The sequence below is a fragment of the Vibrio sp. L3-7 genome (assembly GCF_963898195.1).
Classification (GTDB): Bacteria; Pseudomonadota; Gammaproteobacteria; order Enterobacterales; family Vibrionaceae; genus Vibrio; species Vibrio echinoideorum.
The window spans coordinates 1-21227 of sequence record NZ_CAWQUW010000016.1 but is presented as its reverse complement, the minus strand read 5'-3'; the positions used below and the strand labels follow the sequence as shown (position 1 = coordinate 21227).

The following is a 21227-nucleotide window of genomic DNA, read 5'->3' as shown; positions in this document are numbered from 1 at the left end:
AACTATGTCAGATAATTACGATTCATCGAGTATTAAAGTACTGAAGGGTCTGGATGCGGTACGTAAGCGTCCTGGAATGTACATTGGCGACACGGATGATGGTACCGGTCTGCACCACATGGTTTTTGAGGTGGTAGATAACTCTATTGATGAAGCACTAGCTGGTCACTGTAGTGACATCATCGTAACTATCCATGAAGATAGTTCAGTGTCAGTAAGCGATGACGGCCGTGGTATTCCAACTGAATTGCACCCAGAAGAAAAAGTATCAGCAGCAGAAGTGATCATGACGGTTCTTCACGCTGGTGGTAAGTTCGATGATAACTCGTACAAAGTATCTGGTGGTCTGCACGGTGTTGGTGTTTCAGTAGTTAACGCACTGTCTAAGCAGGTTACTCTTACTATCTACCGTGGTGGAAAAATCCATTCTCAAACATATAAGCATGGTGAGCCTCAGGCACCACTAGCGGTTGTGGGTGATACAGATAAAACAGGTACAGAGATTCGTTTCTGGCCGAGTGAAGAAACCTTCACTAACATCGAGTTCCATTACGATATTTTAGCTAAGCGTTTACGCGAGCTATCATTCTTGAACTCAGGTGTATCAATTAAGCTAATTGATAAGCGCGAAGAAGACAAAATGGATCACTTCGAATATGAAGGCGGTATCCAAGCATTTGTTGAGCACTTAAACACCAACAAAACACCAATTATCCAGAAAATATTCCATTTCGATCATGAGCGTGAAGACGGTATTACCGTTGAAGTTGCGATGCAGTGGAATGACGGTTACCAAGAAAATATTTATTGTTTCACCAACAACATCCCTCAACGTGATGGTGGTGCTCACTTAGCGGGTTTCCGTGGTGCACTAACACGTACATTGAATAGCTTCATGGACAAAGAAGGCTTCTCGAAGAAAGCGAAGACTTCAACATCAGGTGATGATGCTCGTGAAGGTTTGACGGCGATTGTTTCGGTGAAAGTGCCAGATCCTAAGTTCTCAAGCCAAACTAAAGACAAGCTGGTTTCTTCAGAAGTGAAGTCTGCCGTTGAGTCTACAATGGGTGAGAAACTGTCTGAGTTCCTAATTGAGAACCCAGGTGAAGCGAAAATCGTTTGTTCTAAAATTATCGATGCAGCACGTGCTCGTGATGCAGCGCGTAAAGCTCGTGAGATGACACGTCGTAAAGGCGCATTAGATTTAGCGGGTCTTCCAGGGAAACTAGCTGACTGTCAGGAAAAAGATCCTGCACTGTCTGAACTGTATATTGTGGAAGGAGACTCTGCTGGCGGATCAGCTAAGCAGGGGCGTAACCGTAAGAACCAAGCAATCCTACCGCTTAAAGGTAAAATTCTTAACGTAGAGAAAGCGCGTTTCGATAAAATGCTGTCTTCTCAGGAAGTTGCAACGCTAATCACAGCTCTTGGTTGTGGTATTGGCCGTGACGAATACAACCCAGATAAACTGCGTTACCACAACATCATCATCATGACCGATGCCGATGTCGATGGTTCTCACATCCGTACCCTGCTACTGACGTTCTTCTACCGTCAAATGCCTGAACTGATTGAACGTGGTTACATCTACATTGCTCAGCCACCGCTTTACAAAGTGAAGAAGGGTAAGCAAGAGCAGTACATCAAAGATGAAGATGCGATGAACCAGTATCAAGTATCTTTGGCTTTGGACAATGCAGAATTGCACGTAAACCCTGAAGCGCCAGCGTTTGCTGGTGAAGGTTTAGAGAAGCTTGTTCATCAATACAATGCGGGTATCAAGCTAGTTGATCGTATGAGCCGTCGTTACCCACGAGCATTGCTTCACGAGCTGATTTACGTTCCTCGTCTAACCGCTGAGCAGTGTCATGATGACGCGGCAGTGGAAGCTTGGGGCAAACAGCTTGTAGAGCAGCTAAACGGCAAAGAAACGGGTGCGAGCCAATACTCTCTTGAAGTTGAAAAACACGAAGAGCTAGGTCTGAGCGTTCCTAAGATTGTAGTGCGTACACACGGTGTTACTCACGAACACGTACTGAGCATTGACCTTATCAACTCGAAAGAGTTTGGTAAGTTAGCGGACCTTTCTGAAGCACTTAATGGCTTGATCGAAGAAGGCGCTTACATCAAGCGTGGTGAGCGTACTCAAGCGGTTTCTAGCTTTGTTGAAGCTCTGAACTGGTTAGTGAAAGAGTCTCGTCGTGGCCTAAGCCTACAACGATACAAAGGTCTAGGTGAGATGAACCCTGATCAGCTTTGGGAAACGACAATGGATCCTGAAACTCGTCGTATGATGCAAGTAACGATTGAAGATGCTGTTGGTGCTGATCTGTTGTTCACAACGTTGATGGGCGACCAAGTAGAACCGCGTCGTAACTTCATCGAAGAGAATGCATTGAAAGTAGCAAACCTAGACGTTTAGTATCTTTTATACTTTGCTCTTTCGCTTAATTTCTGTGTCAGAGGTGCTCACATACATTCGTATGCTCCGCGCCTCTTCCTTGAACTAAAACGAAATAGCTTCGTCTCAAAAAACTAAATTTATTATTAAAAAGACTGCCAGAAATGGCGGTCTTTTTGTTTTTAAGTTACTGAAAAATATTGGATTGGAAAAATAATTGAAAATAAACGCTTGAAACTGATTTGCTCAATCCACATATCTAGTTGTGAAGAGGATGACTGTCTTGCTCTACAAGAGAAGAAACAGAACCTTCATAACCGTTGCTAGAGTTTCGCTCAATAGAGGATAACTTTGGCAGCACACAATTTAAAAATTGATTCATTGTCATGTCCCAGAGTTGTCGCCAAAAGAGGTGAAACCCGTGGAATGCGAACTGAATCCCTTAGCTGTTTACTGAATCATACACAGGTTCGATCTCAGTAAAAATCACAGCTAAGACTATTGCTTACTAAAAGGATAGCATTATGAGAACTGTAGATTTCACACCACTTTACCGCAACGCAATTGGCTTCGATCGTCTTTTCAACATGATGGAAGCAAACACATCGAAAAATACTTCTGGCGGCTACCCTCCGTATAATATCGAGCAAAAAGACGAGAACAATTACCGTATTACTATGGCAGTTGCAGGCTTTGCTGATGACCAATTAGATCTGACTCAGAAAGAGAACACGCTAATTGTTAAAGGTGAGCGTAAAGCAGAAGCTGAGAAAACTTTCGTATATCAAGGTATTGCAGAGCGCGATTTTGAACGTAAATTCCAACTGGCTGACTATGTAAAAGTCGTAGGCGCAAGCATGGAAAATGGTCTTCTTCATATCGACCTAGAACGCGAAATCCCAGAAGCGATGCAACCGCGTAAGATTGCTATCAACGGTAATAGCCTACTAGAAGGGTAATTGCTGTTAGCTCCTTAGAGCTAAAAAATATCGGGAAGTAGAAGTGAAAGAGCACCAATACCTTGAAGAAGGATGGTGCTCTTTTTGTATTTGGCCTACAGTAACCTAAAAGGTCTTATTGCTGTTCTGAGTAAGCCTTTTTCACTTCTTCAGCAATGATAGCAATGCCTTTTTGCATTGCTTCATCATCTTGTACGTAGTTCATACGTAAGCACTGGTGAGCATGATCCCACTCATCTTCTTGACCGATAAAGAAGTACTCTCCCGGAACAATTAATACACCACGAGCTTTGAGGCGATCGTACAGCTCCATAGTGGTAATCGGCAGTTCATCAAACCATAGCCATAAGAAAATCGCGCCTTCAGGCTTGTGGATACGGAAACGAGGGTCATCGATCGCTTCTTGTAAGAGCTCAACTGCACGTAGAGATTTATCTTTATAGAAAGGTTTGATTACCTCGCTGCTTAAGCGCAGTAAATCGCCTTTTTCAATCATGTGGTTAGCAATCGCAGGACCAACACTATTGGGTGCTAGGCTAATAATGCCATTCATGTTGGTCAGTGCTTGTGTTACTTCTTCGCTTGCAATCACGATACCGCAACGCACGCCTGGCAAGCCAAGCTTGGATAGGCTCATGCATAGAATCGTATTTTCATTCCAGAACGGTTCAACATCTTCAAAAATGATGTTTGGAAACGGTAAGCCGTAAGCATTATCGATCAGCAGCGGAATGTTGTTTTCACGCGCTAGCTTATCCAGTTTACGGACTTCTTCGTCAGTCAGCACGTTACCGGTTGGGTTGGTTGGGCGAGAAGCACAGATAGCGGCAACCGAGTCATCAACCTTGAGCTTTTCAAAATCGACGTGGTATTTGAACTGTCTGTTTTCAAGCAACTCTATTTCTGGGTGATATGAGATAAATATATCGTCATCAATGCCAGCATCGCCGTAACCGATGTACTCAGGCGCGATTGGCAGCAAGATTCTCTTGTGTGAGCCATCTGGCTGCTGACCGGCTAACAAGTTGAATAAGTAGAAGAAGCCACTTTGGCTGCCATTAGTTAGGCTAATGTTCTTCTCACTGATGTCCCAGCCGTAAGTATCTTTTAACATTGTAGCTAACGACTTGATGAAGCTGTCTTTGCCTTGCGGACCATCGTAGTTGGCGAGGGCGGCGATGAGTTCTCCACTGGCGAGCATGTCGGCACTGGCTTGGTTAAAGTAATCGAGCATGGCTGGGATAGCGGCTGGGTTGCCACCACCGAGCATGATTGCGCCAGGAGTGCGCAGGCCATCATTCAAATCATCCATTAAACGAGTGATTCCAGAGTATCGATTAAATTTTTCACCAAACTTAGAGAACTGCATTACTTATTTTACCTAATTCATTGTGATTGCTTGTTATGTGTCATTAAGGCAGACCTTATGTCTACCATCAGTGTATTCCTTGAACATACCGCAATGTTTTTGCGACGCATAGCGCCAAATGCGCTAACACGAAAAAAACTTCTATAAAGTTTAACTAATGAGAGTCTGCTTTCTTATTGAACGAGTGTTTCGTGATAAAAAAAAGGAGAAGCCTAAGCTTCTCCTTTTAGTTTCTACTGATTATTTCAATGAACGTTTACTTCGTTCCTGTATAAACAACCAATACTTTGTCATCTTGGTATTGGCGTTCGAACGCGTAGTAGCCCTTGCTGTTACGGATGATGTGCTTACCTTGAGCAATCGATGGGTGGCGCTGACGGAATTGACCAAGCGTCTGCCAATGTTCTAACAGTTGTGCTCGTTCACCGGTTATTTGATCCCAAGGCATGTCAGAGCGAGTCCCTTGCATTGGGTCTGATCCTGTCGGGCCGAAATCACGAGCGATTTCATCACCGTAATAGATCTGCACCGCACCGGGAGCCAACATCAATGCGTTTGCTGCTTTGGTCTGTTTCGCAAAGTCACTGCCGTGTTGTGTCCAGAATAAAGAAGTGTCGTGAGACGATAGGTAACTCAACACGTTGAATTCACTGTCGTTGTTGATCTTGTCTGCATAGCGAAGGTAGTCAGCATCGAGATCGGATAAGCATTTAAGCGCCTTAGGTGCGATATCACTCTGGAATTCAAAGTTGATTATCGAATCAAAGCCATTAGCGAAGTAATCTGATTTCACTACGCTGTGCGCCCACACTTCACCCGTCATCCAAAAGGGCAGGTCATCTAAGGCTTTATCTGGGTTGTTCTGCTTCCATTCTGCAAGCGCTTGATTCGTGCTCTCTTTAAGCTCTGCCCATGCCTCTAGCTCAACGTGCTTAGCGGTATCGACTCTGAAACCATCGACACCGTAGTCGCGCACCCAGTCAGACAACCAAGTGATGAGATGCTCTCGAGGTGTTTTGAGTTCATCCGTGGCGCTGGTGGACTTGTTGAGATAGAAGTTAGGTAGCCCAGTAGTTTCTGTCGATTCTGTTTTGAAATCGGGCAGGTGCGCCAAAGACATGGTGAGGTTGTTGTACCCCGGTGAGTCATAAGCGCCGATATCACTGCGTAACCACGCTTTACCCCACCACTTTTCCCAAGCGTCTTGGTCGCTGTAGGATATGAAGTTATTGAAGTAGTGCCAGTTTTGACCTGCCTTTGGTTGCCAGTCGGTCCAGTTCTCACCAAGCGTTTGTTTGGCTTGTTCATCGGTAAGGTTGAGTTTACCAAAGTCGAATTCTTGCATGTCGGCAAGCGTTGCGTAACCCGTGTGGTTCATTACCACATCCCAAACGACACGAATGCCTTTGCTGTGTGCTGTATCGATGAAGGTTTTCAGCTCGTCTTCGGTACCCATGTTGTCATCGAGCTTAGTCCAATCTTGATGGTAGTAGCCATGATAGCCGTAATGTTTGAAGTCACCGCGATCACCACCGCCAACCCAGCCGTGGATTTGCTCTAGTGGAGAGGTAATCCAGATAGCATTGGCCCCGAGCGATTCAATGTAGTCGAGCTTTTCGGTTAAGCCTGCTAGGTCACCACCGTGGAAGGTGCCGATTTCATATTGTCCATCTTGACTGCGACCATAGCTATTGTCGTTGTCAGGGTTACCGTTGTGGAAGCGATCGGTCATCACGAAGTAAACCGTGGCGTTGTCCCAGCTAAAATCAGCTTTGGTTTCTGGTTCTACTTTCTCTAGCAGTAGAACACCTTGGCTGCTTTCTGCAGGCTGCATGATGACATTGCCGTTACTGACGGTAGCTTCGATGCCAGAAAGGGCATCTCTAACTAAAGTGCCATCATCAAAGGTTTGAGCAACGTTGATGGTGATTGGTTGGTCACTAGGTACTGGGCAGGCAAAACTTTGAGCTTGTTGCTGTTTTGGCTTTACTTGAACCGTGAGTTCATTGGTCTGTGGGTTGAGCGTAAATTGGTAGGTGTTAGCGCGAAAGACCTTGATGGCGATTTCAGAATTCTCGGCACAGTCGTCTAGACGAAGGGGTTTATTGAATTTGATGCGACTCTCTTCAGCCAAAGCATAGTTAGTACCACAGGTTTGTTGGGCATCGCTGATAGAGAAGGTATAGCTACCTTTGGCTAGTTCCTGTTCTGCAATTACGGTGCCTTTACCTGATGATTCAAATACGACAGTGTCGTTATCAATTGTCAGTAATAGGTTATTGTCACTGGTTTGGCTGCATGCGCTGAGTGCGAGTATTGAAAGCGCGAGTACTGTTTTTTTCATTGTTCCCTTCCCCTGAATAAACAGGTTATTTATAGCAAACAATGCCCTCTACAGTCTGAGTGCTGTTTCATTCAGTTAATCAATAATACCTCTACAAACAAATGCTTGGTTCACAAAAACAAAAAGGGAAGCTTTTGCTTCCCTTTGGGTGTTTACCGTTAGTTACTCAGAGTATGACTTAGAGCAACTACTCACTCGTGCTTATTTCTGTAACAGAGAAATATCAGCAATTTGTAGGAACAGGTTACGTAGGTTGTTCAGTAGCGTTAGACGGTTCTTCTTAAGCGCTTCGTCATCAGCCATAACCATTACGTTGTCGAAGAATGCATCAACAGGTTCACGTAGGTCAGCAAGCTTGCTTAGGGCTTCTTGGTAGTTGCCTGTTGCGAATGCTGGTTCTAGTGCTTCCGTCATTACTTCAACGTTTTCAGCCAGTGCTTTCTCTGCGTCTTCTTGAAGAAGCGCTAGATCGATTTCAGCGGGTAGCTCGCCATCGAATTTCGCAAGGATGTTACCTACACGCTTGTTCGCTGCTGCTAGTGCTTCTGCTGCTTCCAATTCACGGAAGTGAGAAACCGCTTTAACACGTTGGTCAAAGTCAGCTGGCTTGGTTGGGCGACGTGCTAATACTGCTTGGATGATATCAACGCTGAAACCAGCATCTTGGTACCATGCGCGGAAACGACCTAGCATAAAGTCGATAACGTCAGTTTCTACGTTGTCGTTGGTCAGCTTGTCACCTAGTAGCTCTTTCGCCTTACCGATTAGATCAGTTAGGTCTAGGTTGTAGCCGTTTTCAACGATGATACGTAGCACACCTAGTGATGCACGACGTAGCGCGAATGGGTCAGAACCTTTTGGTGCTTGGCCAATACCGAAGATACCTACGATAGTGTCTAGCTTGTCTGCCATTGCAACCGCAGAAGAGATGCCAGTGCTTGGTAGTGTGTCACCCGCGAAACGAGGCATGTACTGCTCGTAAAGTGCTAGTGCTACTTGCTCGTCTTCACCATCGTGCGTTGCGTAGTGCATGCCCATCACACCTTGAGTATCCGTAAATTCGAATACCATAGATGTCATTAGGTCACACTTAGCCAGTAGGCCAGCACGCTTAGACTTTTCAACGTCAGCATCGATTTGCTCAGCAATGTAGCCTGCAAGTTCAGTGATGCGGTCTGTTTTGTCTTTGATAGTGCCCAGTTGCTTCTGGAAGATAGCTTGATCTAGTTCAGCAAGACGGTCGATAAGCGGACGCTTACGGTCGGTGTTGAAGAAGAACTCAGCATCAGCAAGACGTGGACGTACAACTTTCTCGTTACCTTCGATAACGTGACGAGGCTCTTTAGACTCGATGTTCGATACGAAGATGAAGTTTGGTAGAAGACTTCTTTCAGCGTCACCAATCTCATGCGAATAAACAGGGAAGTACTTCTGGTCGCCTTTCATGGTGTAAACCAAAGCTTCAGAAGGCACTTTTAGGAACTCTTGCTCAAACTTAGCAGTAAGCACCACTGGCCATTCAACCAAAGAGGTAACTTCTTCAACAAGGTCATCTTCTAGGTCAGCAATACCGCCAACTGCATCTGCTGCTTTTTTAGCATCAGCAAGAATGATCGCTTTACGCGCATCGTAATCTGCCATTACTTTACCGCGCTCTTCTAAGATCGCAGGGTATTGGTCAGCAGAGTCGATTGTGAACTCTTGTTCGCCCATGAAACGGTGGCCACGGATAGTACGAGCAGAAGCTACACCTAGGATTTTGCCTTCAACAAGCTCATCACCTAGTAGTACTGTCAGTGTTTTCACTGGACGGATAAATTGAATGTCTGAGTTACCCCAGCGCATTGCTTTAGGAATTGGTAGGCCAGCGAGAGCTTTCGCAGCAATGTCGATCACCAATTCTTGAACAGGTTTACCAGCCACTTCTTGTTTGAAAAGAAGCCACTCGCCTTTGTCTGTTTTCAGGCGGTCAGCTTGCTCAACGGTAATACCGTTACCACGAGCCCAACCTTGTGCAGCTTTAGTCGCGTTGCCTTCAGCATCGAATGCCACTGAAATTGCAGGACCGCGCTTCTCAACCACTTTGTCTGCTTGGCCTTCAGCCAGTGCAGTCACTTTAAGTGCTAGGCGACGAGGTGCTGCGTACCACTTGATGCCTTCGTGAGAAAGCTCAGCCGTTTTAAGACCCGCTTCAAAGTTAGAAGCAAAGGCTTCAGCTAGGGAACGAAGTGCCGTTGGTGGAAGCTCTTCCGTACCCAGTTCAATTAGAAAATTCTTCGCCATGATTATTTACCTTCCTTTTTTTCTACAGAACGGCACATTGGGAAGCCAAGCGCTTCACGTGACGCGTAGTACGCTTCTGCAACAGCTTTAGTCAGGTTGCGGATGCGAAGGATGTAACGTTGGCGCTCTGTTACAGAGATAGCTTTGCGCGCATCAAGGATGTTGAATGCGTGACCTGCTTTTAGAATGCGCTCGTAAGCTGGAAGCGGCAGTGGCTTTTCAAGCTCAAGTAGCTCTTTACACTCTTTTTCGCACTGGTCAAAGAAAGTGAATAGGAAATCTACGTCTGCGTGCTCGAAGTTGTACGTTGATTGCTCAACTTCGTTTTGGTGGAAGATGTCACCGTAAGTCACGTTAGAACCGTCTGGTGCTACGTTCCATACAAGGTCGTAAACTGAGTCTACTTCTTGGATGTACATTGCTAGACGCTCGATACCGTAAGTGATCTCGCCAGTTACAGGCTTACACTCAAGGCCGCCAACTTGTTGGAAGTAAGTGAATTGAGTCACTTCCATACCGTTTAGCCATACTTCCCAACCAAGACCCCATGCGCCTAGCGTTGGGTTTTCCCAGTTGTCTTCTACGAAGCGAATATCGTGAACAAGCGGGTCGACACCAAGAACTTCAAGAGAGCCTAAGTACAACTCCTGGATGTTATCTGGAGAAGGTTTTAGAGCTACTTGGAATTGATAGTAGTGCTGCAGGCGGTTCGGGTTTTCACCGTAACGACCATCGGTCGGACGACGAGAAGGTTGAACGTATGCCGTAGACATTGGCTCTGGGCCAAGTGCACGTAGACATGTCATTGGGTGAGAGGTGCCAGCACCTACTTCCATATCTAGTGGTTGAACAATGGTACAACCGTTTTGTGCCCAGTAATCCTGCAGCGCGAGGATCATTCCCTGGAAGGTTTTGATATCGTATTTTTGCATAGTCAGGTTCGCGCGATTCTTTTAAATGAATGAGAAAAATAACCTCTGAGTATACCGAGATATTGGTAAAGCGAGTAGGGGTAATCTTGTTTAATTAGTGGTCTAAAATGTCGTTTAGTGGATTTTTTTGCCTTTAATGTTTGTTTTTCGGCACAAGTGGATATTTTGATAGCTTTGACACTTGTGTTTGAAAGCGTGGGTGATTAAAATCTCGCGGTCTTTGGGGAGTAGCTTACTTATTCATGTCCTATTGAATGAGTTCGTCCGTCAACATAATTGATGCAAAATCATCATGGCGTTCGAGGCAACCACCACCTTTGGTGGCGCTTAGCAAGACCTTAGACAAGCATCGTGAACCGGGATGGGGCGCGAGGTTTGTCTTTGGTTAAATATAATAATCTCCGTCCCAAATGAGCATGTCGTGAGCGTTTTAGCAATTTCAATTACAACTGTCGCCTTAGCCGAGATCGGTGATAAGACTCAGTTGTTATCCCTTTTATTAGCCAGTCGATATCGAAAACCGATACCGATTATTGCCGCTATCTTCTTTGCCACTATTGCCAATCATGCCCTTGCTGCATGGCTCGGTGTTGTGGTCGCGGATTACTTATCTCCTGAAGTGTTGAAATGGGTGCTGGTGGTCAGTTTTATCGCTATGGCGGGCTGGATTCTTATTCCGGATAAACTGGACGACGATGAAGCCATCTCTAACCGTGGTCCGTTTGTCGCCAGTTTTATTGCTTTCTTTATTGCTGAGATTGGCGATAAGACTCAGATTGCGACCTCCATTCTAGGGGCCCAATATTCTGATGCATTAACGTGGGTGATTCTGGGTACTACCATTGGTATGTTGCTGGCGAATGTGCCTGTGGTGATCATTGGTAAGTTATCGGCAGATAAGATGCCTCTTGATCTGATTCGCAAGATCACTGCTTTGTTATTCGTGGTTTTGGCTATCGCAGCGGCTTTCTATTAAGCGGTGGTATTGAGTCTTATTATACTCAACCAGTAGAGTAATGTGTTGTAGGTCATACTCTTACATTATTGTCAGGTTTATCGATCGAATGGACATATAACTGTCATACTTGTCATGATATTTTAATCTTGTGAGTTAAGAACACGAGGGCATGATTATGTTGACGCGTTATATGGGTATCACTCCACAAAGCCAAAGCTATTTATTTACCTTTGGTCTTGCACTTACACTATTAGGCATGGTGTTGACGGACATGTGGCTACCAATGGTGGCTGGTTCGATGATCATGACCGGGCTTGCAGTAGAAGCCTGGATTCGGGTCGCGCATATTATTCCTATGCGAAAAGATATCCGAGAAATTCAGCATCAGCTTGAACATCTGCAAAACAAGTCTAGAAACGAATAAACAAAAAGCCGCTCGTACTCTGAGTTCTGTTTAAGAACATAAGGTACGAGCGGCTTTTTTGATGCTTGATATTTAGGTGAGGCGTTATGCCTCCAACCCTTTTCTTATCAAATATTGGTAAGGCAAAGCTTCAGTCGCTTGGCCGACTAACTGATGATCCATAAAACGACAAAAGCTCGGAATATCACGAGTTGTCGAAGGGTCGTCAGCTTTTACCAGTAACACATCGCCATCCTGCATGTTTCTAATTGTCTTCCTGACCATCATTACTGGTTCTGGGCAACGCAGGCCTTCAGCTTCTAAAGTATGGGTTGCCAGTTCAGGTTTGAATGTCATGGTTTGTATCTCTATATCTATCTAACGAGTGAATAATACGTCTGCAGAAAAAATATGCAATAAGTGCTTGGCAAGTGGAGTCATTTCCTATAACTTAATTAACAAGTTGATAACAACTTGAAACAAAGGCAACTAGCTAAGGAGTGGCGATGTTGACAGGATTAGATAGATTAACAATTTATTCAGTTCTCTGTTTTATTTCTTTTTGTGCGTTAGTACTACGCTCATCGACAGAGACCTCACTGATGCCAATATTTGGCATAATAGCAACGATTATTGGTATTTGGGTAGAGATGCGCCGTTGGCAAGGCATAGCCGAAGAGCAAGAACACTAACCCGAATACAACAGCGAATTCCGATACGACAACATTCCGACACTATCCCCAAATTTTCTTGGGCTTCCCCGCGTAATTGCGGGATTTTTTTTATCTAAAGCATGCTATAAACAACGTAGTGATCAATGACAATTGTATACAGCTAGGTAAGTGGCGTGGAATTAGAAGACATCTATCGTAGAGACCTTAATTTATTGGTCGCCTTAAAGGTATTGATTGAAGAAGGCAGTGTTAGTCAGGCTGCGATTCGGCTTAACTTAAGCCAATCAGCAACCAGCCGTGTATTGGGACGACTTCGAGAGTTACTCAATGATCCTCTGTTTACACGCCAAGGTCAGCATCTTATTCCCACCAAGAAAGCACTCGAAATCAGTCAACGTATTGATCAACCTTTAGAGTCATTCCGCCAACTGCTTAGCCCGAGTGATTTTGACCCTTACTATTGCAGTGAGCGTTTTCTGATCGCAACCACCGACTACGCGATGCAAACCATCTTGCCGTATGCGTTACCTAAGATTTACGAGCAAGCGCCTAATATTTCTTTGGAATTTGCGCCGCTGCAGCATGAGCATTTGTTTAAGCAACTCAGCACCGAACGTGTCGATATGGCTATTTGTCGCCCGAGTGGCAGCATCGCACCACTTCATCAAGAAGTATTGGGGCCGGTCGGTGTGTCGTGTTTGTTATCTAAAAATCACCCTTTAGCCGATCGATCGTTAAGTCTTGAAGATTATGTTTCTTTACCTCACGCGATGATTGCGATCAGTGATGGTGTTAAGGCTTTACTCGATAACGCTTTAGCTAATCAACAGCCTCGCAAAATGGTGCTGCGTGCTTATCACCTTGAAGCCGCATTGGCGATTGTCGATAGGATGCCGTTGGTGATTACTGTTCCTGCCGATTTGGCTTATTTGGTTGCTGAGCGTTATGACTTGGTCGTCAAGCCGTTGCCATTCGAGTTTATGCCGTTTGATTACTCATTGATTTGGCACTCACGTTGCGATTCTTCAGCTTCGCAACAATGGTTAAGAAGAGTGGTTAAAGAGGAGTGTGGCGAATTGATTCAAAAGCGTATTGCGGATGTTGGCTTAGGTTAACTGGGACTTAGCTTTGGTTTACTCGATCCTAATGACAAAAACACAAAAGGGCTGATTACTATCAGCCCTTTGTTATTTTGGGTTATCCAAATCTAAAGCTGTTGCTTAAGGTTTGATAACTTTATGTTTGAGAATCTATAGTTTAATGACTACGCGACCAGTGATTTGACCGTTAGTGATGTCTTCTGCTGCTTGAATTGCACCGTCTAAAGACACTTCTTTGGTTGCTTGCGCGTAGAAAGATTCAGGTAGCAATTCCGCTAGTTGTTCCCACGCTTTAATACGTTTTTCACGAGGGCACATTACCGAGTCCACACCTTGTAGGCGAACGTTACGTAGAATGAATGGCATTACCGTGGTTGGTAAGTCAAAACCGCCTGCTAGACCACACATTGCAACCGCACCGTTGTAATCAATTTGCGCCAATACTTTTGCAAGTACTTTGCTACCTACAGTATCGATAGCACCAGCCCACAGTTGTTTCTCAAGTGGCTTCGCCGGTTCTTCTAGTTCAGCACGCTCTACAATACGTGTTGCGCCTAGTGATTTTAATAGCTCGCCATTTGCAGAAGCACGACCAGTCACAGCTGCGACTTTGTAGCCCAGTTGGTTTAGTAGAGTGATAGACACGCTGCCTACGCCGCCACTTGCACCTGTTACTAGGATTTCACCGTCTTCTGGTTTGATGCCAGCATCTACAATAGCTTGAACACAAAGCATTGCTGTAAAGCCTGCTGTACCAATAGCCATTACTTTTTTAGCGTCTAGACCTGATGGCATTGGCACTAACCAATCACCGTTTAGGCTTGCTTTCTCCGCCATGCCGCCCCAGTGGCCTTCACCAACACCCCAGCCAGTTAGAACAACTTCGTCGCCCGCTTTGTAGCGTGGGTCTTCAGATTGTGAAACCACACCAGAAAGGTCGATACCAGGAACCATAGGAAAGTTACGAACAATGCGTCCTTTACCTGTAATCGCCAAACCATCTTTGTAGTTCAAAGAAGAGTAACTTACATCAACCTTCACGTTACCTTCTGGTAATTGAGACTCATCAATTTGAGAAACTGACGCGATAGTTTTTTTGTCTTCTTGGTTTAGTACAAGTGCTTTAAACATGATCTGCTCCGTGGGAGGAATATTAGGAAACTGAAGTAACTTTAGTTGAATCACCGAAGAAAAAATAATGAAACATCAACATTGAGTCTATGCATTTTGTGCATAGATGTGGGTGGCGCTTTTTCTCTTGCTAAGTTCGCTGAACGAATCGATACATTATTGGACGCCGAGCAATAAAAAGTGCAGCTATATAAATATAGCTGCACAAAATATTACCCTACAAGTATTACAATCAACGAGCGCTATGGGCGTTCAAATACCGTTGCAATACCTTGGCCTAAACCAATACACATGGTTGCTAAGCCGTATTTCACGTCTTGTGCTTCCATTAGGTTAATCAGGGTTGTTGAGATACGAGAGCCAGAACAGCCTAGTGGGTGACCCAGTGCAATGGCACCACCATTAAGGTTTACTTTCTCGTCAACCACATCCAGTAGACCTAGATCTTTCGCACATGGAAGAGATTGAGCAGCGAATGCTTCATTCAACTCAATAACACCCATATCTTCAATCGTTAAGCCTGCACGTTTCAGTGCTTTCTTGGTTGCTGGTACTGGGCCGTAACCCATGATAGAAGGATCGCAACCTGCAATAGCCATAGACTTCACGCGAGCACGAATCTTAAGGCCAAGCGCGTTGGCTTTCTCTTCACTCATGATAAGCATTGCAGAAGCGCCATCAGACAGTGCTGATGAAGTACCTGCTGTTACCGTACCATTTGCTGGATCGAATACTGGGCGAAGCTGAGACAGGCCTTCAACAGTAGTTTCAGGGCGAATTACTTCATCATAATCCAGAGTGAACAGTGAACCGTCTGCCGCGTGAGCTTCTGTTGGTAGGATTTCATTCTTGAAACGACCTTCAACCGTTGCTGCTTGAGCTCTAGCGTGTGAGCGTGCTGCGAATGCGTCTTGATCTTCACGGCTAATACCGTGCATTTTACCAAGCATCTCAGCCGTTAGGCCCATCATCCCTGCTGCTTTTGCTACGTGCTTAGACATGCCTGGGTGGAAATCAACACCGTGGTTCATTGGCACATGGCCCATGTGTTCTACACCACCGATCAGGCAGATTTCAGCATCGCCAACCATGATAGAGCGGGTTGCATCATGCAGAGCTTGCATAGATGAGCCACATAAACGGTTGACCGTTACCGCACCAATCTCAATCGGGAGACCAGCAAGCAAAGCAGCGTTACGTGCGACGTTGAAGCCTTGCTCTAGCGTTTGTTGTACACAACCCCAGTAAATGTCTTCAATTTCGACAGGGTTTACTTCTGGGTTGCGCTCTAAAATGCCTTTCATCAAATGTGCTGACAAATCTTCAGCACGAGTGTGACGGAAAGCTCCACCTTTGGAACGTCCCATTGGGGTGCGAAGGCAATCAACAACAACTACATTATTCATTTTGCTATTCCTTTTCCAAATGTGGGTTACAGAGAACTGGCTTGTTGGCCGTCGTAAAAGCTTTCGCCTTTCGCTGCCATATCAAGCAATAGTTGAGGAACTTGGTACATTGCACCTAAGTCTTGGTAGCTCTTCGCCATTTCAACGAAGTTACCAATACCCACACTGTCTAAGTAGCGGAATACGCCGCCTCTGAATGGAGGGAAGCCTAAACCGTAAACCAGTGCCATATCCGCTTCTTGCGGTGTAGCAATGATGCCTTCTTCTAAACAAAGCACCACTTCGTTGATCATTGGAATCATCACACGCTGGATAATGGTCTGGTCATCAAAGTCTTGTGGCTGTTGGCATACATCAGCCAGGATAGGAAGAATGTCTTCTGAGAAGGTCTTTTTAGGACGACCGCGTTTGTCTACGCTGTATGTGTAGAAACCACTACCGTTCTTCTGACCGTATTTTTCAGCGATGTAAAGCGCGTCAATCGCATCACGGCCTTCTTTACCCATACGCTCAGGGAAACCTTGCGCCATTACTGCTTGTGCATGGTGTGCTGTGTCTAAACCAACAACGTCGAGCAGGTACGCAGGGCCCATTGGCCAACCGAACTTACGTTCCATGACTTTATCTATTTTAGTGAAGTCAGCACCGTCGCGTAGCAACATGCTGAAACCGCCAAAGTAAGGGAAAAGTACACGGTTTACGAAGAAGCCAGGGCAGTCATTAACAACGATTGGGGATTTACCCATTTTGGCTGCGTAGGCAACTACGCGATTAATGGTTTCTTCTGAAGTATGCTCGCCACGGATGATCTCAACCAAAGGCATGCGGTGTACTGGGTTAAAGAAGTGCATGCCACAGAAGTTTTCTGGGCGCTTTAAAGATTTCGCCAGCAGGTTGATCGGAATCGTTGAGGTATTTGATGTTAGAACCGTGTCTTCACCAACTAGGCCTTCAACTTCACTCAGTACTGCTGCTTTTACTTTCGGGTTTTCTACAACCGCTTCCACAATCACATCAGATTGTTCAACACCAGCATAATGCAAGCTTGGAGTAATAGAAGACAGAATACCTGCCATCTTGAATCCATCTAGGCGACCGCGTGATAAACGTTTATTCAATAGCTTAGATGCTTCGTTCATACCAAGATCAAGAGACGCCTGTGCGATGTCTTTCATCATTACTGGCACGCCTTTCAGCGCAGATTGGTAAGCAATACCGCCACCCATGATGCCAGCACCGAGTACGGCAGCACGCTCAGTTGCTTTATTTGCAGATTTACCAGCCTGTTTTGCTAAGCCTTTAATGTATTGGTCATTAAGGAATAAGCCAACAAGAGCTTTTGCTTCTTCTGATTTCGCTAGTTTAACGAAATGTTTACGTTCGATGTCTAATGCCGCATCGCGATCGCTACGTGCTGCTTCTTCAATAGCAATAACTGAAGTAATTGGCGCTGGGTAATGAGGGCCTGCTTTTTGAGCTACAAGGCCTTTAGCCATGGTAAAGCTCATCATTGCTTCTAACTTACTCAGTGATAGCGCTGATGTTTTTTGTTTACGACGTAGCTGCCAATCGATTTTTTCATTTGCAGCCAGTGAAACAGTATTAATCGCTGACTCTAATAGTTTGTCTGTATCAACAATCGCATCTAACAAGCCAATCTTAAGCGCCTCATCTGCGCGGCATGCTTTGCCTTGCGTGATAATTTCCATTGCGCTGTCTGCACCGATAACACGAGGTAGGCGCACACAACCGCCAAAGCCAGGCATGATACCCAGTTTTGTTTCTGGTAGACCTATGCTGGTGGTTTTGTCACCAATACGGAAGTCCGTTGCGAGTACGCATTCACAGCCACCGCCAAGAGCATGGCCACGCATCATTGAAAGAGTTGGTACAGGAAGATCTTCGAGCTTACTAAAGATTGAATTAGCGAATCTTAACCATTCATCAAGTTCTGCTTCTGGCTTAGCAAATAGGCCAAGAAATTCAGTGATGTCTGCGCCTACAATGAACGCGTCTTTGTTTGAAGTTAAGATTAAACCACGTAATCCTGCGTGAGCATTAAGAGCATCTAACGCTTTGTCTAGTGATTCTAAAGTAGCGAGGTCGAGTTTGTTTACAGAGGCCGGCGCGCAGAAGCTTAGTTCAGCGATACCATCTTGTAATTCCTTTACCTGTAGGGTGTTAGCTTGGTAAATCATTGTCTATCTCCATGACATACAATCCACGATTGTTTGAGAGAATCTTGTTATCTTTCTATTATTGTAGAATACCTGGTAAGACCAGTTACCTTAGTCTGTACCTCTGCCTGATTAATTTCAATACATTTTTTAAACAATTGTTTAACATTGTGCGATGGCACAGATCCTCTAACCGTTATTATTCACGCGTGATACACTTCGCCGCTCTTAATAATTAAGTCAACGATATGAATGAACAGCCCTATTTAATACCGTCAGCATCGGCTCTGTTTGAAGAAGAGATTAAAAAGAGCGTATTCATTACTCAGCTTGCTCATACACCAAGTGTAGAAGTGGCTAAACAGTTCGTAGAGCAGGTAAAAAAAGAGCATTCTTCAGCGCGACATAATTGTTGGGGGTTTGTGGCAGGGCGACCTGAAGACTCGATGAAGTGGGGCTTTAGTGATGATGGCGAACCCTCGGGTACTGCTGGAAAGCCTATCTTGGCGCAACTGTCTGGTTCGGGTGTTGGCGAGTTAACGGCCGTAGTCACTCGTTACTCTGGCGGAATCAAGCTCGGAACGGGTGGTTTGGTTAAGGCTTACGGTGGAGGAGTACAACAAGCTCTCAAGCTGCTTCAAACTATCGAGAAAAAAATAACCACAAAATTACGGCTAGAGTTAGACTATAGCTTCGTGCCAATTGCACAATCTATTATGGCTCAGCATCAAGCTGTTGAGGTCCAAGCGGATTATGGTGTTCAAGTTGAGCTTATCATTGAGATAGAGCTCCTGCAGGTAGATTCGTTTACCCAGACCATGATCAATAAAAGCGGTGCCAAGGCACTGGTAACGAAAGTTAAAGACAACTAGGAAGTTTGAAGCATTTCGCTTCGTTCAATAGCTCATGCAATTTCGCTCAATTATTCGAATCGTCGGATTATTATTAGCACTTTTTAGTGTATCAATGCTCGCACCTGCGCTCGTCGCACTTATCTATAGAGATGGTGCGGGTGTGCCATTTGTGACGACTTTTTTCGTTCTATTATTCTGTGGGGCAACTTGTTGGTTTCCCAACCGACGATATAAACATGAGTTGAAAGCGCGTGATGGCTTTCTTATTGTTGTGTTGTTTTGGACGGTAATCGGCAGTGCGGGCGCATTGCCGTTTTTGATCGCCGATAACCCGAACGTTTCGGTTACCGATGCTTTCTTCGAATCGTTTTCTGCATTAACAACTACAGGTGCAACAGTTATTGTTGGCCTCGATGACCTACCTAAGGCAATTCTATTTTACCGCCAGTTCCTGCAATGGTTCGGTGGTATGGGTATCATCGTATTGGCGGTCGCCATCCTTCCTGTTCTCGGTATCGGTGGTATGCAGTTATATCGAGCTGAAATCCCAGGCCCAGTCAAAGACAGTAAGATGACTCCGCGTATTGCTGAAACTGCGAAAGCACTTTGGTACATCTATCTGAGTTTAACTATTGCCTGTGCAGTGGCGTTTTGGCTTGCAGGCATGAGCTTCTTTGATGCTATCAGTCATAGCTTCTCTACGATTGCGATTGGTGGCTTCTCGACTCACGATGCGAGCATGGGCTATTTCAACAGTCCTGCTATCAACATGATTACGGTCGTGTTCCTCCTTATATCAGCATGTAACTATTCACTTCACTTTGCGGCATTTGCTTCAGGTGGTGTGCATCCTAAGTATTATTGGAAAGATCCTGAGTTTCGTGCCTTTATCTTTATTCAAGTTGTACTGTTCTTAGTTTGTTTCTTTTTACTGCTTAATCATCACTCTTACGATTCGTATTACGATGCTTTCGATCAAGCGCTGTTCCAGACAGTATCTATTTCAACAACCGCAGGCTTCACCACCACCGGTTTTTCTGAGTGGCCACTATTCTTGCCCGTTTTGCTTCTGTTCTCTTCCTTTATTGGTGGGTGTGCAGGTTCAACAGGCGGTGGTATGAAAGTCATTCGAATCTTATTGCTTACTCTGCAAGGTGCTCGTGAAATGAAGCGCCTTGTTCATCCCCGTGCTGTCTATACCATCAAGGTTGGCGGGTCAGCATTGCCACAAAGAGTCGTGGATGCGGTTTGGGGCTTTTTCTCTGCGTACGCATTGGTTTTTGTGGTTTGTATGTTGGCTCTTATTGCTACAGGGATGGATGAGCTAAGTGCTTTTTCTGCTGTGGCGGCGACATTGAATAACCTTGGCCCTGGTCTTGGTGAAGTTGCAATGCATTTTGGCGATGTAAATGACAAAGCAAAGTGGGTGTTGATCGTATCTATGCTGTTTGGGCGTTTAGAAATATTCACCTTATTAATTTTATTGACCCCTACGTTTTGGCGTAGCTAAGGACATATTGTGGCAAAAGCTCTATTTTTGTATTCAAGCCGTGAAGGTCAGACCAAGAAAATCTTGGACTATATAAAAGAAGAAATGAATGAGTTCGAATGTGAGCTTCAAGATCTGCACACTATTGGTAATGTCGACTTTGCTCAATACGATAGAGTGTTGATTGGCGCTTCTATTCGTTATGGCCACCTTAATAAGAAGCTATATCAGTTTATTGATACCAACCTTGATCAGCTGCAATCAAATAAGGTTGCCTTCTTTTGCGTTAACTTAACGGCTCGTAAAGAAGATCAAGGTAAAGATACCCCCGAAGGTAGTGCTTATATAAAGACGTTTCTTAAAAAATCACCATGGCAGCCAACTTTAATCGGTGTATTTGCTGGTGCACTCTATTACCCACGCTATAACTGGTTCGATAAAACGATGATTCGCTTCATTATGAACATGACAGGTGGAGAAACGGATACAACCAAGGAAGTTGAGTACACGAATTGGGAAAAAGTCTCTTTGTTTTCTGAAAAACTACAGAGTATGTAAGAGAAAAGCCTACTTTTGAGGCGTTTTGCGTTCTTTTTAATCGAACGAATAGAAAAACGCAAAAAACTCAAAAAAGGGCTTGCCAGTGTGATCGAAATCTCTATAATGCGACCTCGTTGAAACGGAAAGGCTTCTTAGGAAACCAGAATGAATCAGCAAGCCAAATTAGCCAAGCTAAACGCTTGAAAG

17 protein-coding genes are annotated in these 21227 nt (G+C 44.9%); 9 read left to right on the top strand and 8 right to left on the bottom strand.

The genetic code is table 11. The features are described 5' to 3' along the window. Positions 1-4 precede the first annotated feature (4 nt). Both gyrB and AACW75_RS13055 read left to right on the top strand, forming a co-directional pair. Complete coding sequence (gyrB, locus tag AACW75_RS13060) at positions 5-2422, top strand: DNA topoisomerase (ATP-hydrolyzing) subunit B (RefSeq protein ID WP_017073813.1); 2418 nt, start codon at positions 5-7, stop codon at positions 2420-2422. Between the two features lie 503 nt (positions 2423-2925). Next, entirely contained in the window at positions 2926-3360 is a 435-nt protein-coding gene (locus AACW75_RS13055; protein WP_017073812.1) for an Hsp20 family protein, read from the top strand. 115 nt (positions 3361-3475) lie between these two features. Here AACW75_RS13055 and AACW75_RS13050 read toward each other — a convergent pair whose 3' ends face one another. The 4 genes from AACW75_RS13050 to glyQ form a co-directional block, all read right to left on the bottom strand. Then, positions 3476-4729 (bottom strand): valine--pyruvate transaminase, encoded by a 1254-nt coding sequence (locus AACW75_RS13050; RefSeq protein WP_145571828.1) that lies wholly within the window; start codon positions 4727-4729, stop codon positions 3476-3478. Positions 4730-4985: 256 nt separating this feature from the next. After that, positions 4986-7073, bottom strand: coding sequence for an alpha-amylase (locus tag AACW75_RS13045; protein WP_145571830.1), 2088 nt, complete (start codon positions 7071-7073; stop codon positions 4986-4988). Positions 7074-7274: 201 nt separating this feature from the next. Further along, positions 7275-9356 carry a glycine--tRNA ligase subunit beta gene (gene glyS, locus AACW75_RS13040; RefSeq protein ID WP_102552461.1) on the bottom strand — a complete coding sequence of 694 codons (2082 nt, stop codon included), beginning with the start codon at positions 9354-9356 and terminating at the stop codon, positions 7275-7277. Positions 9357-9358: 2 nt separating this feature from the next. After that, on the bottom strand, positions 9359-10288 hold the full coding sequence (gene glyQ / locus AACW75_RS13035) for a glycine--tRNA ligase subunit alpha (protein WP_017073808.1): 930 nt from the start codon (positions 10286-10288) through the stop codon (positions 9359-9361). Positions 10289-10709: 421 nt separating this feature from the next. On the opposite strand from glyQ, the gene AACW75_RS13030 reads away from it, so the two are divergent. Both AACW75_RS13030 and AACW75_RS13025 read left to right on the top strand, forming a co-directional pair. Beyond that, on the top strand, positions 10710-11264 hold the full coding sequence (locus AACW75_RS13030) for a TMEM165/GDT1 family protein (RefSeq protein ID WP_145571832.1): 555 nt from the start codon (positions 10710-10712) through the stop codon (positions 11262-11264). 151 nt (positions 11265-11415) lie between these two features. Beyond that, positions 11416-11670 (top strand): hypothetical protein, encoded by a 255-nt coding sequence (locus AACW75_RS13025; protein ID WP_004736676.1) that lies wholly within the window; start codon positions 11416-11418, stop codon positions 11668-11670. A gap of 84 nt (positions 11671-11754) precedes the next feature. On the opposite strand, the gene tusA is transcribed toward AACW75_RS13025, so the two are convergent. Continuing rightward, entirely contained in the window at positions 11755-12006 is a 252-nt protein-coding gene (tusA, locus tag AACW75_RS13020; RefSeq protein WP_017055492.1) for a sulfurtransferase TusA, read from the bottom strand. A 149-nt stretch (positions 12007-12155) separates the two neighbouring features. Here tusA and AACW75_RS13015 point away from each other — a divergent pair, with 149 nt between their 5' ends. Then, positions 12156-12341: a hypothetical protein gene (locus tag AACW75_RS13015; protein ID WP_017073805.1), complete on the top strand. Its 186-nt coding sequence runs from the start codon at positions 12156-12158 to the stop codon at positions 12339-12341. 155 nt (positions 12342-12496) lie between these two features. Further along, the gene (locus AACW75_RS13010) at positions 12497-13438 is read left to right on the top strand and encodes a LysR family transcriptional regulator (RefSeq protein ID WP_102552460.1); all 942 of its coding nucleotides are present in this window, start codon (positions 12497-12499) and stop codon (positions 13436-13438) included. 135 nt (positions 13439-13573) lie between these two features. On the opposite strand, the gene acuI is transcribed toward AACW75_RS13010, so the two are convergent. The 3 genes from acuI to fadB all read right to left on the bottom strand — a co-directional run bounded on the left by acuI (position 13574) and on the right by fadB (position 18158). Continuing rightward, positions 13574-14554, bottom strand: a complete 981-nt coding sequence (gene acuI, locus AACW75_RS13005) for an acrylyl-CoA reductase (NADPH) (protein WP_017073803.1) — start codon at positions 14552-14554, stop codon at positions 13574-13576. Between the two features lie 242 nt (positions 14555-14796). Further along, a complete protein-coding gene (gene fadA, locus AACW75_RS13000; RefSeq protein WP_016784138.1) occupies positions 14797-15960 on the bottom strand; it encodes an acetyl-CoA C-acyltransferase FadA in 1164 nt (387 codons plus the stop codon). A 26-nt stretch (positions 15961-15986) separates the two neighbouring features. Then, positions 15987-18158 carry a fatty acid oxidation complex subunit alpha FadB gene (gene fadB, locus AACW75_RS12995; protein WP_145565986.1) on the bottom strand — a complete coding sequence of 724 codons (2172 nt, stop codon included), beginning with the start codon at positions 18156-18158 and terminating at the stop codon, positions 15987-15989. A 227-nt stretch (positions 18159-18385) separates the two neighbouring features. Here fadB and AACW75_RS12990 point away from each other — a divergent pair, with 227 nt between their 5' ends. From AACW75_RS12990 to hemG, 3 genes are read left to right on the top strand one after another with little or no spacing between them, the layout of a single operon-like run. Beyond that, positions 18386-19009, top strand: a complete 624-nt coding sequence (locus tag AACW75_RS12990; RefSeq protein ID WP_102552457.1) for a YigZ family protein — start codon at positions 18386-18388, stop codon at positions 19007-19009. Positions 19010-19043: 34 nt separating this feature from the next. Further along, a complete protein-coding gene (locus AACW75_RS12985) occupies positions 19044-20501 on the top strand; it encodes a TrkH family potassium uptake protein (protein ID WP_145571834.1) in 1458 nt (485 codons plus the stop codon). Between the two features lie 9 nt (positions 20502-20510). Then, positions 20511-21038 (top strand): menaquinone-dependent protoporphyrinogen IX dehydrogenase, encoded by a 528-nt coding sequence (gene hemG, locus AACW75_RS12980; protein ID WP_145571836.1) that lies wholly within the window; start codon positions 20511-20513, stop codon positions 21036-21038. The last annotated feature ends 189 nt before the right edge of the window (positions 21039-21227 follow it).